The sequence below is a fragment of the Streptosporangium minutum genome, assembly GCF_002149035.1.
GTDB lineage: Bacteria > Actinomycetota > Actinomycetes > Streptosporangiales > Streptosporangiaceae > Streptosporangium > Streptosporangium minutum.
Map to the genome: position 1 here is coordinate 1 of NZ_NGFP01000086.1, position 13,632 is coordinate 13,632.

The following is a 13,632-nucleotide window of genomic DNA, read 5'->3' on the forward strand; positions in this document are numbered from 1 at the left end:
CCCCCTGCCCGCCCTCACCGATCCGGCCGACGATGCGGAACGGCCCGAGCCGGCGCGGCTCCCCCGCTTCCAGCGGCGCGATCTCCGGCATCATCGTCCCTACGGTGTAGTAAATCTCCGACCAGCCAAACTTTATGATGCCGTAGCTCTCCCACCCGCCGCCTCACCCCAAGTGGCCGCACATTTCCTCCGGCCGGCGCCTCGGCGCCCACCAGGCCGTCGGAGGATATGACGGACACGCCGACCCACCCAATTACCGACAATCAGCCCAAGCTGGCGCTCCAGCCGCTTAGATCGCTACCGTTGACCGTCCCTTACGCAAGCCGGAGCAAATCCCTCATGCGCCGATATATCGGTTATCGCGAGTTCGTCCAGCGCGATCAGCGTTCCCTCGTCGGCACGGCCCTCCTCCTCACCGGCAGCCACGAGCAGGCCATCCGCCTGACCCTGTGGTCCTTGCGCACGGTCGGTCTCAGCTGGCCCCCGACCCTCTGGGAGAACTCCACCACGCACGCCCACATCACCCTGTACCGCCGCTTCCTCCACAAGCCGACCGCCGCGGGCGCCACCGCCCTGGTACGGCTCCCGCCCCGGCAGCGCCTCCTCGTCGTGGCCTGCCTCCACGACGGCAGAACCCATGCCGAGATGGCCACCGTCCTCGGCATCCCGGTCGAGACCGTGAAGTCGGAGATCACCGAGGCCGTGGCCGTGCTCACCAAGGGCAACGTGGCCCGGCTGAAGACACGGCTGGCGACCGCGGCGGACGAGGCGTCGGTCCCCGACCTCACCGCGCAGTCCATGCGCGCGCTACGGCGCCGCCGCAACCGCGGCGCCTTCCTGACGGCGGCCACGGTGCTCCTGTCGGTCTGCCTCGTCACCGCCTTCGTCCTGTTCCCGCAGGGAGAGGTGTGGAACTCGGCGCTGGGCGAGCGGAACCAGCCCGGTTCGACGGGGACGCCGGAGGCCATGGGCGTGGTCTCCAGCCCGGCGCCGCGCCCCGGCCTCCAGCCGTGGCGGGCCCCCCGCACCTCCTTCGCGATCCGCTACGCGGTCCCCGGGAAATGTCCCGGCGGCGACTCGGCGGGCGGCGGAGCCGTAGCGTCACCGGCGGGGAAGGTCACCTGTGCGGGCTGGACGCTGAAACTGGCCGGCGGCGGCACGGGCGGCTCGGCGCTCGACTCGGTGAAGTGCGCGGCCCCTGACCGCTGCGAGTCCACGGTGAGCGTCCCCGACGCGGTGGGGGTGCTGGCGCACGGCGACGGCGGGAGCTCCTTGCGGCTGAGTCCCGCCGTCAGCCCCGACGGGCACCGCATCGGCTACCTGAGTGCGGCGGAGGGAAGATATGTCGCCCACGACCTGCACAGCGGCGTGAAGCGGTATCTGTCGCCCGTCCTGGCCCCCTCGGACACCGAGACCGGCACCCGGGTGAGCGTCTCGCCGAACGGCCGCCACTTCACCGTCGAGCTCGGCGCGCGCAGGCTGCGGACCGACTTCGCCACCGGGACCGTGACGTCGCTGCCCGCCGGGCGGGCGACAGCCGTGGAGGAGGCCGCGGGCTGGCTCCGCAAGAGCTACCGCGTCTGGCGCGACTCCCCCAGCGGCAGGCACGCGGCCGCGATCGGGGCCGAGGGGCCGGGGGCCGGCAGCCTCCACATCGTCGACGCACGGGCGCGACGGGTGTTCAAGCGCCTCCAGCTCCCCTCCTCGGGCGGCGGTCCCGCCAAGGCCGAGGTCGTCGGCTGGCTGAACAGCCATGAGGTGGTCGTCAAGATGACCGGCACGGCCGCCGGCCGCCCCGCCGGTTTCTTCCGGATGGACGCCGTCACCGGCAGGAAGCACCGCGTGACCGGCCTCGCCGACGACAGCATGATCGTGCTCGGCGCCGTGACGGCCCCCTGACGACCGCGGGAACGGGCCGGAAAAGCGGGAAGGGCCGCCCGGCGGGCGGCCCTTCCCGATGACGGCTAGGCCATCTTCTTCTTCAGGTTCTCGTCCAGCGCCGCCAGGAAGTCCTGGGTGGTCAGCCACTTGGCGTCGCCGCCGACGAGGAGGGCGAGGTCCTTGGTCATCTGGCCGCCTTCGACGGTCTCGACGCAGACCTGCTCCAGCTTCTCGGCGAAGTCGATCACCGCGGGGGTGTTGTCGAGCTTGCCGCGGTGGGCGAGGCCCCGGGTCCACGCGAAGATCGAGGCGATCGGGTTGGTGGAGGTGGGGTTGCCCTTCTGGTGCTCACGGTAGTGCCGGGTCACGGTGCCGTGGGCGGCCTCGGCCTCGACGGTCCGGCCGTCGGGGGTCAGCAGGACCGAGGTCATCAGGCCGAGCGAGCCGAAGCCCTGCGCGACCGTGTCGGACTGGACGTCGCCGTCGTAGTTCTTGGCCGCCCAGACGTAGCCGCCCTCCCACTTGAGCGCCGCGGCGACCATGTCGTCGATCAGGCGGTGCTCGTAGGTGATCCCGGCGGCCTCGAACTCGGCCTTGAACTCGGTCTCGAAGACCTCGGCGAAGATGTCCTTGAAACGGCCGTCGTAGGCCTTCAGGATCGTGTTCTTCGTGGAGAGGTAGACCGGGTAGCCGCGGGACAGGCCGTAGCGCATGGAGGCGCGGGCGAAGTCGCGGATCGAGTCGTCCAGGTTGTACATCGCCATCGCGATGCCGGACCCGGGGAAGTCGTAGACGTCGAGCTCGATCGGCTCCGAGCCGTCCTTCGGCGTGTAGGTGAGGGTCAGGGTGCCCTCGCCGGGGATCTTCAGGTCGGTGGCGCGGTACTGGTCGCCGAACGCGTGACGGCCGATGATGATCGGCTTCGTCCAGCCGGGGACGAGCCTCGGCACGTTGGACATGATGATCGGCTCGCGGAAGATGACGCCGCCGAGGATGTTACGGATGGTCCCGTTCGGGGACTTCCACATCTTCTTCAGGCCGAACTCCTCGACCCGCGCCTCGTCCGGGGTGATCGTGGCGCACTTGACGCCGACGCCGTACTGCTTGATGGCGTTGGCCGCGTCGATCGTCACCTGGTCGTCGGTGGCGTCGCGGTGCTCGATCCCGAGGTCGTAGTACTTCAGGTCGACGTCGAGGTAGGGAAGGATCAGCTGGTCCTTGATGAACTGCCAGATGATCCGGGTCATCTCGTCGCCGTCAAGCTCGACGACGGGGCCCTCTACCTTGATCTTGGGCATGCGTGTGGTTCCCCTTCTGAACTAACACTGGCCAGACAGTCCTTTTGAGGCTCACTGGCCGTTGAGGCTATCGGACGGGTACGGGCGCTCCGCGGCCCACCCGTGCATCCGGCTTAAAGCGGCATAAGCGACGGATATTGAAGTACTAGCGAGCCGGCCATCAGCGCGACGCCGAAGGCGGCGAGCGTGACGGTGTCGGTCGTCCTGGTCCGTATGGCGAGCAGCCCGCCGCCGGTCAACCGGAACATGGCCCCCAGCGTCATGACCACGCCGAGGGAGAACCCTCCCCACTCGACGTCGAACAGGACCGCGAAGGTCACGGCGAGAACCGCACCCACCAGCACCAGCGGATACGGTCCCCATCGGTCTTCAGTTGTGCTCACCGTTCCCACCCATGGCCGCCGTTCACTCGGGCACTCATCGGCTCCTCCGCCGCACGCGGCTCATCGCTCGGCGAGCGGCTTCCACTTCTGGCCGCGCTCACCGATGTACTCGCTGTCCGGACGGATCAGGCGGTTGTCGGCGTGCTGCTCGATGACGTGTGCCGTCCATCCTGCCATGCGGCTGACCGAGAAGACCGGGGTGAACAGGTCTGTCGGGATGCCGAGGTAGTGGTAGACGGTCGCCGCGTAGAAGTCCACGTTGGGGTAGAGGCCCTTCGTCTCGAAGACGACCTCCTCCATCTCCTTGGACATCCGGTAGTACGTGTCGTCGCCGGAGGCCTCCGCGAGCTCCTGCGACATCTTGCGCAGGTGCGTCGCGCGCGGATCCTCGGTCTTGTAGACCCGGTGCCCGAAGCCCATGATCTTCTCACCGGCGGCGAGCCTGTCGCGTACGGACTGGGCGACGGCGGACGGGTCGAGCGACTCCAGGGTCCGCATGACCTGCTCGTTGGCCCCGCCGTGCAGCGGGCCCTTGAGGGTGCCGATGGCCGCCACGATGGCCGAGTGCATGTCGGAGAGGGTCGCGGCGCACACGCGGGCGGCGAACGTCGAGGCGTTCATCGTGTGGTCGGCGTGCAGGACCAGGCAGGCGTCGAAGGTCTCGACCTCGTGCTGTCCGGGGGTCCGGCCGGTGATCTGGAGCAGGAAGTTGGCCGCGACGCTCAACTCGGGGTCCGGCTCCGGGATCGTGGCGCCCGTCCTGGCCGCGTGGTAGCGGGCGACGAGGATCGGCTGCTGCGCGGTCAGCCGGGCGGCCTTGCGCAGGTTGGCCTCGGGCGTGTTGGAGTCCTTGTCCGGATCGTCGCCCCCGGCCAGGGAGACCAGCGTGCGCAGCGCCTCCATGGGCGCCTGCTTCTCCGCGATCTCCGCGATGTTCGCTTCGGCCAGAGCGCCGATCTTACGGCCGCCGACGAGCTCGGCCCCGTAGGCGGCCAGCTGCTCCCTGGTGGGGAGGGCGCCGTGCTGCAACAGGTGGGCGATCTCTTCGAAGGTGGTGCGGCCGGCCAGATCGTGGATGTCGTAGCCACGATAGAAAAGGAGACCGGCCTGACCGTCGATGTCACTGAGCGCTGTGGACGCGGCTACGACATCGGCGAGGCCTTTTGTGGGCTTGTCCGCCATGAGTGTTTCCTCCGCTTATCTTCGCCCGAAGTCTACCCCTGAGCAGGGGAAACCCTCCCGAGAGGTCCAGACCAATTTCACGAGGGATTCTCCTTCTGGCAAAGGCGATTCCCCATCACCTCGTTTGGGTAAGCCGGAGCTGTAGGAATAGTTACGGCGGGCTACCTGGGGAGGAACTGCCGTGGAGGGGCCGTTCATACGCATCGAGGACACCGGTGAGGTGGTCCCGTTGCGCCCCGAGATCACGACGATCGGGCGTGGCCGGGGAGTTGACATCCGGCTCACTGATCCAAGTGTGTCCCGGCTGCACGCGGAATTCGTCCGGCGCGGACCCTACCTGTATGTCGTTGATCTGGGCCTGTCCCGCAACGGCACGCGGGTGAACGGCAGGCCGATCGCCCGGAGGGTGCTCGACGACGGTGACGTCGTCTCCTTCGGCGCCGCGCGGGGCAGGATCGGCGGAGTCCCGCGTGAGGACTTCGCCCCCGAGGTCGAGCTCCGCCGCGCCGCGGCTCCGGAGCTGACCCGGCGGGAGGTGGACGTGCTGACGTCGCTGTGCCGTCCGGCGCTGTCGGACGAGGCGTTCGTCGCGCCCGCCACCGCGCGAGAGATAGCCGACGATCTGGTGGTGACGGAGGCCGCGGTCAAGCAGCACCTGCTCCGCCTCTACCAGAAGTTCCGGATCCCGGAGGGGACCAACCGGCGCACCAGGCTGGCCAACGAGGTGGTCGCCCTGGGGCTGGTCAGGCCCACCCCGGTGGTGCCGCCGCAGCGCGCGGCCGGCGCCCCGGAGCCTCAGGCGGCGGCGACCACGGCGAGCCGCCGGGCGTCCTGAACCGCTAGCCCCGCTTCTCGGCGGCCTCGACCACGTTGGTCAGCAGCAGGGCCCGGGTCATCGGGCCCACGCCGCCGGGATTGGGGGTGAGGAAGCCCGCGACGTCCTCGACGCCGGGGGCGACATCACCGGCGATCTTGCCGTCGACCCGGGAGACCCCGACGTCGAGCACGGCGGCGCCGGGCTTGACCATGTCGGCCGTGATCAGGTGAGGCACGCCCGCCGCGGCGACGACGATGTCGGCGCGACGGGTGTGGGCCGCCAGGTCCTGGGTGCCGGTGTGGCAGAGGGTGACGGTGGCGTTCTCCGAACGGCGGGTCAGCAGCAGGCCGAGCGAGCGGCCCACGGTGATGCCGCGGCCGACCACGACGACCTCGGCGCCCTTGACGGGCACGCCGTACTCCTGCAGGAGCAGGACGATGCCGTGCGGGGTGCAGGGCAGCGGCGCGTCGACCATGTGCACCAGGCGGCCCAGGTTGACCGGGTGCAGCCCGTCGGCGTCCTTGGCCGGGTCCATCCGTTCGAGCAGCGCCATGGTGTCGAGGTGGCGGGGCAGCGGGAGCTGCACGATGTAGCCGGTGCACTCCGGGGAGGCGTTGAGCTCGTCGATGACCGCCTCGACCTCGGCCTGCGTGGCCGTCGCCGGCAGGTCCCTGCGGATGGAGGCGATGCCGACCTCGGCGCAGTCGCGGTGCTTGCCGGCCACGTAGATCTGGCTGCCCGGGTCGTCACCGACGAGGACGGTGCCCAGCCCGGGAGTGACGCCGCGCTCCCTCAGCACGGCGACCCGCGCCGTGAGGTCTGCCTTGATCTTCGCCGCGGTGGCCTTGCCGTCCAGAATCTGCGCGCTCATGCGTTCAATCCTTCCATGAGATCATCCGCGCTCCGCTTCCCGGCGCTCGATGATCCTGCGCGTGAAGGGGATGATCTCCACGACCTTGGCCCCCAGGTAGGCGGCGCCGAAGGCGAAGACGAGGAGCAGCCAGGGGCTCTCCCAGAATCCACTCATGATCACAAAGACGTTCAGGACGGCGTCGAGCAGAGGCATGAGGGAGTCTCCACAGAGGCGGGGGAAGGGATGCGCTTCAGGTTAACCGGGGTTTAAACCTTCTCCGGCCAGAAAATCCTGTCCGCTCCGCCACTTTCCTGTCTCCGGCGTACGGCCGCCACACGTGTGCGGCGGCCGTACGCCCTCGTGGAGATCGGCGGGGATCAGTGGAAGAAGTGGCGGGTGCCGGTGAAGTAGAGCGTGACCCCGGCGGCCTCGGCCGCGGCGATCACTTCCCCGTCCCTGATGGAGCCGCCGGGCTCCACGATCGCCTTCACCCCGGCGTCGATGAGCACCTGCGGGCCGTCGGCGAACGGGAAGAACGCGTCGGAGGCCGCGGCGGAACCCCGGGCGCGCTCACCCGCGCGGGAGACCGCGAGCTGCGCCGAGTCGACGCGGTTGACCTGGCCCATGCCGACGCCGACGCTCGCGCCGTCGGCGGCGAGCAGGATCGCGTTGGACTTCACCGAACGGCAGGCCTTCCAGGCGAAGGCCAGGTCGGCGAGGACCTCGGCGGAGGCCGCGGGGCCCGCCTTGAGCTCCCAGGTGGACGGGTCGTCGCCGGGGGCGTTCACCCGGTCGGTGGTCTGCACCAGCAGGCCGCCGTCGATCCGGCGGAACTCGGCCGGGTTGCCCGGCCCCTGCGGGCAGGCCAGCAGCCGGATGTTCTTCTTCTCGGTGAGCACGGCCAGCGCCTCGGCGGTGAAGGCCGGGGCCACCACGACCTCGGTGAACACCTCGGCGATCTGCCGGGCCAGCTCCTCGGTGACTTCCCCGTTGACCGCGATCACGCCGCCGTAGGCGGAGACCGGGTCGCAGGCGTTGGCCTTGCGGTGCGCCTCGGCCACGTCGGCGCCGACCGCGATGCCGCACGGGTTCTGGTGCTTGATGATCGCCACGGCGGGTCCGGCGAAGTCCCAGGCGGCCCGCCAGGCGGCGTCGGCGTCGAGGTAGTTGTTGTAGGACATCTCCTTGCCGTGCAGCTGCTCGGCGTTGGCCAGGCCGTCCTGCCCGCCGGAGTAGAGCGCCGCGCCCTGGTGCGGGTTCTCGCCGTAGCGCAGCGGCGACTTGAGACTCCAGGCGGCGCCCATGTAACGCGGCCAGGAGTCCTCCTCGGCCGCGTAGACGTCGGCGAACCAGGAGGCCACCGCGGTGTCGTAGGCGGCGGTGTGGGCGTACGCGGCCGCGGCGAGCCGGCGGCGCTCGGTGAAGGTGAAGCCGCCCTCGGCCACCGCGGCGAGCACGTCGCCGTAGGCGCCGGGGTCGACCACGATCGCGGCGGTGCCGTGGTTCTTGGCCGCGGCGCGGATCATCGCGGGGCCGCCGATGTCGATCTGCTCGACGCACTCGCGGTCGGAGGCGCCGGAGGCCACCGTCTCCTGGAACGGGTAGAGGTTGACCACCACCAGCTCGAAGGGGGCGATCTCCAGCTCTTCGAGCTGCTTGACATGGGCGGGGTTGCCGCTGTCGGCCAGCAGGCCGGCGTGCACGCGCGGGTGGAGGGTCTTGACGCGGCCGTCGAGACACTCGGGGAACCCGGTCAACGCCTCCACCGGAGTGACGGGGACACCGAACGAAGCGATCTTCGCGGCGGTGCCGCCGGTGGAGACGATCTCCACACCCGCGGCGTCGAGGCCGCGAGCCAGCTCCTCCAGCCCGCTCTTGTCATACACAGCGATCAACGCGCGCCGGATGGCGATGCGGGTCACTTTCTGGTCCTCCTGTTTGGTTCCGGTCTCATCCGGGGCGCCCGGCTCATCCACCGGGTCGTCCGAAGCGAAAGGTCCTGCCGGTCACGGTCCAGCCCTCACGGGCCATCCGGCCGACGGTGTCGACGAGCAGGCTCCGCTCGACGGTCTTGATGCGCTCGTGCAGGGCCGCCTCGTCGTCGCCGTCCAGCACGGGCACGGCCTCCTGGGCGATGATCGGCCCGGTGTCGACTCCGGCGTCGGCGAGCATCACGGTGCAGCCGGTGATCCGCACGCCGTACGCGAGGGCGTCGCGGACCCCGTGCGCGCCGGGGAAGGAGGGCAGCAGCGCGGGGTGGGTGTTGAGAACGGGGAAGGCGGTCAGCGTCGGCGCGCCGAGGATCTTCATGAATCCCGCGCAGACGACCAGGTCCGGCCGGTGCCCGGCGATCCGCGCGGCGATCTCCCGGTCCCAGGCGTCCCGGCGCGGGTGGTCGGCCAGCCTCTCGACGAAGGTGGGGACGCCGGCGCGCTCCGCGCGGGCCAGTCCCTCGATGCCGTCACGATCGGCTCCCACGGCTACGATCCGGGCACCGTACGCCTCATCTGCCACAGCGTCCAGTAAGGCCTGTAGGTTGGTCCCAGAACCGGACACGAGGACCACAAGCCGAGCGGCCTGGGATGACACCGACGCACTCCATTCGGACGGGGACTCACGCCGCTGCAAGGGTATCGGCCTGTCCACTCACGCGATGCAAGGAGGTCAGGTGACGACTCCCGTCCAGGCACGGCCGGCGGAGGGTGCGGGACGGCGGGCGTTGTGGCTCGCCTTCGCCTCGGTGGTGTTGACTCTGATACTCCCCCTCGCGGGGCTCGCCATGTCGCTCTTCGCCCTCGTCGCCTCGGTCCGCGCGATCCGGGCCCTGCGCTCGGTGACGAAGCCGGTGACCCCGGCGATCGTCGGCATCGTCGTGGCGTCGCTGGCACTGCTGATCTCCGCCGGGGTGACCGCGATGCAGTTCTACTTCAGCGACGAGCTGGCGGCCTACACCGAGTGCGGCAGGGGCGCGGGCACCGTCACCGCGCAGAACGAGTGCGTGGACCAGCTCGAACGGGCGATGGAGAAGAAGATGCCCTTCGTCCGGCCCGGCGACGTGCAGTTCCCGTTCCCTCCCTGAGCCCGCCTCCCCGGAGCCCGCCTTGCCCGCGCGCAGGCCGGGCGCCACCCGTTCGAGCCGCGCTAGTCGCGGTCCCAGGCGTAGGGGTCCAGGTAGATCACGTGGCCGCCCTTGTCGTCGGACTCGTCGACGATGTCGCGCCGGGGCGGTCGCGGTGGTTCGCGGTCGCGGGTCTTCGGAGGGTTCTCCGCCGCCGCCGAGGCGTGCTCGTCCTCCCAGTCGTCCCTGATGACCGGGATCGGCTGGGTGTCGCACTCGGTGGCGTCCAGCCAGTGGCCGGGGAGCGCGCAGGGGCCGTCCGGCTCGGCGAGCCCGACCTTGCCCGCCACCGTCCCGGCGGCCTTGGCGATCTTCGCTCCCGCCTTGCGGACCGGCGCGGTGGCCGTGCCGACCTTGGCGGCGGCCTTGGTCACCGCCGTGTTCTGCCCCCGGAAGATCAGCCACCAGTTGGCCAGGCCCGCCGAGATGCCCGCGGCGACGCCCACCTCCAGCGTCACCGAGAGCATGACCTCCCACGCCGCCGGGCCGACCGCGGAGAGTCTCGTCCCGCCCAGCGAACCGCCGGACAGCGCGGCCAGCAGCCCGGCCGTCGCGCCGGTCGCCAGCCCGCAGACGAACCCCCACAGCGGCGCGCCCTCGAACGAGGGCGACGGCGCGATCCTGACGCCCAGGACACCCGCCACCGCTCCGGCCGCGAACGGCAGCGCGATCACCGCCATCACCCACGCCGGGGTGGGGCCCGCCTCCGGCAGGGCGCCCAGGATCGGCAGGCTCGGCACGGTCCCGAGCTGGACTCCGGTCGGCGCGACCAGCGTGCCGGTGCCGACCGCGAAGCCCGGACCGGCGATGTAGGCCATCCCCCAGATGACCGCGTTGAGCAGATAGAGCCCCTGCACCAGCAGGAGCAGCAGGCCGCCGACGAAGCCGGGCGACAGGATGTCGGACAGCTCCTGGACCTGCTTGAAGTTGACCACGATGGCGCCGACCACCATGACGGCGCCCGCCATGAGCATGATGCCCAGCGCGGCGCCCGAGGCCACCACGACCGAGCGCATCCGTTCGGGCAGCAGGCGCAGCATCGACCGCCACGGCCCGATCGTCCTGGCGGTGGCCAGCGAGCCCGCCAGGAAGGCCACCACCAGGTGGCTGACCAGCACGTCACCGAGGAACGGCTGGGTGATCTCGTTCCGGGTGACCAGCGCGACGATCCCGGCCAGCAGCGCGTACGGCGCCGCCAGCGAGATGCCCGCCTGGGCGACCAGCACGAGCTGGGCCCGGCGCCGGGCGTTGGCCTCGTCCTTCGGGCTGTTCTTGGGCAGCCGGGCGGGCAGCCGCAGGCGCAGGTCGGCGTCGCGGGCCATCCAGATCCCGGCCCGGTACAGCAGGAAGGCCGGCAGCACCATCAGGCCGAGCGGGAGCAGGCCGACCGACCCGCCGGGGATCGCGAACCCCGCGTGGTGGGCCGCCAGCCAGAGCTGCGCCGCCGTGCGGAACACCCCCGGCAGGCCCGGACCGAGCGAGCCTTTGGGGGAGGCGATCCAGCCGACCAGGGTGAGCGTGGTGAGCACCGCCACACCTACGCCGAGCGTCCACGCGGCTGCGAGCATCCCGGAGACGGGAAGCGGCCGACGGACGTCGTCGTCGTCACCCGTGACGCCGGGCAGGGGGATACGGCTGAGGACGTTACGGGGAGCCGTCCGGAGCTGATCGAGAAGGGCCGTCACAATAGTCGATGGTCTCAGGATCTTCTGCGTGGGAGAGACTCCTTCGCCCCCGCGTGTCGCGTGCCGTATCGACGGCCGTCCGGCGGCAGGCGCGTGCCGTACGGCTTCACCCCGGTGTCGCGTGCCGTACGGACAGCCGTCCGACGGCAGGCACATGCCGCACGGACAGCCGTCCGACGGCAGGCGCATGCCGTACGGGGAACCGCCGGGGAACAGGAAAGGCGCCCGGTCAGGAATCGGGCGCCTTTCCTGGTGGAACTAGCGGGCCTGCATGACCTCGCGCATCAGGCGGGCGGTCTCGCTCGGGGTCTTGCCGACGCGGACGCCGACCTTCTCCAGAGCCTCCTTCTTCGCCTGGGCGGTGCCGGCCGAGCCGGACACGATCGCGCCCGCGTGGCCCATGGTCTTGCCCTCGGGGGCGGTGAAGCCCGCGACGTAGGCGACGACCGGCTTGGTCACGTGCTGCTCGATGTAGGCGGCGGCGCGCTCCTCGGCGTCTCCGCCGATCTCGCCGATCATCACGATCGCGTCGGTGGCCGGGTCGTCCTGGAAGGCCTGGAGAGCGTCGATGTGCGTGGTGCCGATGACCGGGTCGCCACCGATGCCGACGGCGGTGGAGAAGCCGAAGTCGCGCAGCTCGTACATGAGCTGGTAGGTCAGCGTGCCGGACTTCGACACCAGGCCGATGCGGCCGGCGGTGGTGATGTCGGCGGGGATGATGCCGGCGTTGGAGGCGCCGGGCGAGGCGATGCCGGGGCAGTTCGGCCCGATGATGCGGGTCTTGTTGCCCTTGGCGACCGCGTAGGCCCAGAACTCGGTGGTGTCGTGGATCGGGACACCCTCGGTGATCACGACGCAGAGCGGGATCTCGGCGTCGATGGCCTCCTTGACGGCGTCCTTGGTGAACGCCGGGGGCACGAAGACGACCGACACGTCGGCGCCGGTCTCCTTGATGGCCTCGGCGACGGTGCCGAAGACGGGCAGACCCTCGTGGGTGGTGCCGGCCTTGCGGGCGTTGACGCCGCCGACGACGCGGGCGCCGGAGGCGAGCATGCGGCGGGTGTGCTTGGTGCCCTCACCGCCGGTCATGCCCTGAACAATGATCTTGCTGTTCTCGGTCAGCCAGATAGCCATTACGCACCTACCGCGGCGAGTTCGGCGGCACGCTTGGCCGCATCGTCCATGGTGTCCACCAGCTCGACGCCGGAAAGCCTGGCGTCGGCGAGAATCTGACGCCCGAGTTCGGCGTTGTTGCCGTCCAGCCGGACGACCAGCGGGCGGCTGACGGCCTCGCCGCGGCTCTCCAGGAGCTGGAAGGCGGAGACGATGCCGTTGGCGACCGCGTCGCAGGCCGTGATGCCGCCGAAGACGTTCACGAAGATCGACTTCACGGACGGGTCGGAGATGATGATCTCCAGGCCGGCCGCCATGACCTCGGCCGAGGCGCCGCCGCCGATGTCGAGGAAGTTGGCGGGCTTGGGCTGGCCGGGGAAGGCCTCACCGGCGTAGGCGACGACGTCGAGGGTCGACATGACCAGGCCCGCGCCGTTGCCGATGATGCCCACGCTGCCGTCGAGCTTGACGTAGTTGAGGTCCTTCGCCTTGGCCGCGGCCTCCAGGGGGTCCTCCGCGTCCTTGTCCTCGAAGGCCGCGTGGTCGGACTGGCGGAAGGTCGCGTTGTCGTCGAGGGTGACCTTGCCGTCGAGGGCCTTCACCTGGCCGTCGGCCGACAGGATCATCGGGTTGACCTCGACCAGGGAGGCGTCCTCGTCGACGAAGGACGCCCAGAGCTTCTCGATGAGCTCCGCGGCGCCGTCGAGCGCGGCCGCCGGCAGGCCACCGGCCTCGGCGATCTCGCGGGCCCTGGCGCGGTCCACCCCGTCCAGCGGGGAGACCGGGATCTTGGCGACCTTCTCCGGGGCGCTGTGCGCGACCTCTTCGATGTCCATGCCGCCCGCGGCGGAGCAGATGGCGAGGAAGGTGCGGTTCGCGCGGTCGAGCAGGAAGGAGAAGTAGTACTCCTCCGCGATCGCGCTGGCCTCCTCGATCAGGACCTTGTGGACCGTGTGGCCCTTGATGTCCATACCGAGGATCTGGGTGGCCTTCTGCTCGGCGTCGGCGGCGTCGTCGGCGACCTTGACGCCACCGGCCTTACCGCGGCCACCGGTCTTGACCTGTGCCTTGACGACGACACGGCCGGTCAGCTGCTCGGCTGCCGCGCGTGCCTCCTCCACGGTGTGCGCGACAATGCCACGCGGCACCGGGATGCCGTACTCCGCGAAGAGCTCCTTCGCCTGATGTTCGAACAGGTCCACGAGGGTCCGTCCTTGCTTGTCCGGCTGGTGTACAGATGTCGGCGGACCGGCTCCATGATCTGAAGGGGAGCCTGGTGTTTTGCGCCAATGAAGCCTAGCC

13 protein-coding genes are annotated in these 13,632 nt (G+C 70.4%); 3 read left to right on the forward strand and 10 right to left on the reverse strand.

Translation table 11 applies throughout. From position 1 onward, the window contains the following. Positions 1–339: 339 nt before the first annotated feature. Positions 340–1,899 (forward strand): sigma factor-like helix-turn-helix DNA-binding protein, encoded by a 1,560-nt coding sequence (locus CA984_RS19510; RefSeq protein WP_165781327.1) that lies wholly within the window; start codon positions 340–342, stop codon positions 1,897–1,899. Positions 1,900–1,964: 65 nt separating this feature from the next. Here CA984_RS19510 and CA984_RS19515 read toward each other — a convergent pair whose 3' ends face one another. The 3 genes from CA984_RS19515 to CA984_RS19525 all read right to left on the reverse strand — a co-directional run bounded on the left by CA984_RS19515 (position 1,965) and on the right by CA984_RS19525 (position 4,744). After that, a complete protein-coding gene (locus CA984_RS19515) occupies positions 1,965–3,179 on the reverse strand; it encodes an NADP-dependent isocitrate dehydrogenase (RefSeq protein ID WP_012887997.1) in 1,215 nt (404 codons plus the stop codon). A gap of 113 nt (positions 3,180–3,292) precedes the next feature. Beyond that, a complete protein-coding gene (locus CA984_RS19520) occupies positions 3,293–3,562 on the reverse strand; it encodes a DUF3017 domain-containing protein (RefSeq protein ID WP_165781328.1) in 270 nt (89 codons plus the stop codon). Between the two features lie 60 nt (positions 3,563–3,622). Next, positions 3,623–4,744, reverse strand: coding sequence for a citrate/2-methylcitrate synthase (locus CA984_RS19525; protein WP_086574417.1), 1,122 nt, complete (start codon positions 4,742–4,744; stop codon positions 3,623–3,625). Between the two features lie 181 nt (positions 4,745–4,925). On the opposite strand from CA984_RS19525, the gene CA984_RS19530 reads away from it, so the two are divergent. Next, positions 4,926–5,579 carry an FHA domain-containing protein gene (locus tag CA984_RS19530; protein WP_037933708.1) on the forward strand — a complete coding sequence of 218 codons (654 nt, stop codon included), beginning with the start codon at positions 4,926–4,928 and terminating at the stop codon, positions 5,577–5,579. Positions 5,580–5,583: 4 nt separating this feature from the next. On the opposite strand, the gene CA984_RS19535 is transcribed toward CA984_RS19530, so the two are convergent. The 4 genes from CA984_RS19535 to purN form a co-directional block, all read right to left on the reverse strand. Continuing rightward, complete coding sequence (locus CA984_RS19535; RefSeq protein WP_086574420.1) at positions 5,584–6,432, reverse strand: bifunctional methylenetetrahydrofolate dehydrogenase/methenyltetrahydrofolate cyclohydrolase; 849 nt, start codon at positions 6,430–6,432, stop codon at positions 5,584–5,586. A gap of 21 nt (positions 6,433–6,453) precedes the next feature. Continuing rightward, entirely contained in the window at positions 6,454–6,627 is a 174-nt protein-coding gene (locus CA984_RS46315; RefSeq protein ID WP_165781329.1) for a hypothetical protein, read from the reverse strand. A 164-nt stretch (positions 6,628–6,791) separates the two neighbouring features. Next, entirely contained in the window at positions 6,792–8,336 is a 1,545-nt protein-coding gene (gene purH / locus CA984_RS19540; RefSeq protein WP_086574468.1) for a bifunctional phosphoribosylaminoimidazolecarboxamide formyltransferase/IMP cyclohydrolase, read from the reverse strand. Positions 8,337–8,382: 46 nt separating this feature from the next. Then, the gene (gene purN / locus CA984_RS19545) at positions 8,383–9,003 is read right to left on the reverse strand and encodes a phosphoribosylglycinamide formyltransferase (RefSeq protein WP_086574422.1); all 621 of its coding nucleotides are present in this window, start codon (positions 9,001–9,003) and stop codon (positions 8,383–8,385) included. Positions 9,004–9,082: 79 nt separating this feature from the next. On the opposite strand from purN, the gene CA984_RS19550 reads away from it, so the two are divergent. Continuing rightward, entirely contained in the window at positions 9,083–9,493 is a 411-nt protein-coding gene (locus CA984_RS19550) for a hypothetical protein (RefSeq protein WP_086574424.1), read from the forward strand. Between the two features lie 62 nt (positions 9,494–9,555). Here the strand turns inward: CA984_RS19550 and CA984_RS19555 are convergent, their stop codons facing one another. From CA984_RS19555 to sucC, 3 genes are all read right to left on the reverse strand, one after another. Continuing rightward, positions 9,556–11,217, reverse strand: coding sequence for a cell division protein PerM (locus CA984_RS19555; protein ID WP_086574426.1), 1,662 nt, complete (start codon positions 11,215–11,217; stop codon positions 9,556–9,558). A gap of 258 nt (positions 11,218–11,475) precedes the next feature. Then, positions 11,476–12,351, reverse strand: coding sequence for a succinate--CoA ligase subunit alpha (gene sucD / locus CA984_RS19560; RefSeq protein ID WP_086574428.1), 876 nt, complete (start codon positions 12,349–12,351; stop codon positions 11,476–11,478). Next, complete coding sequence (gene sucC / locus CA984_RS19565; protein WP_086574430.1) at positions 12,351–13,532, reverse strand: ADP-forming succinate--CoA ligase subunit beta; 1,182 nt, start codon at positions 13,530–13,532, stop codon at positions 12,351–12,353. Before sucC ends, sucD begins: the two co-directional genes overlap by 1 nt. Between the last annotated feature and the right edge of the window lie 100 nt (positions 13,533–13,632).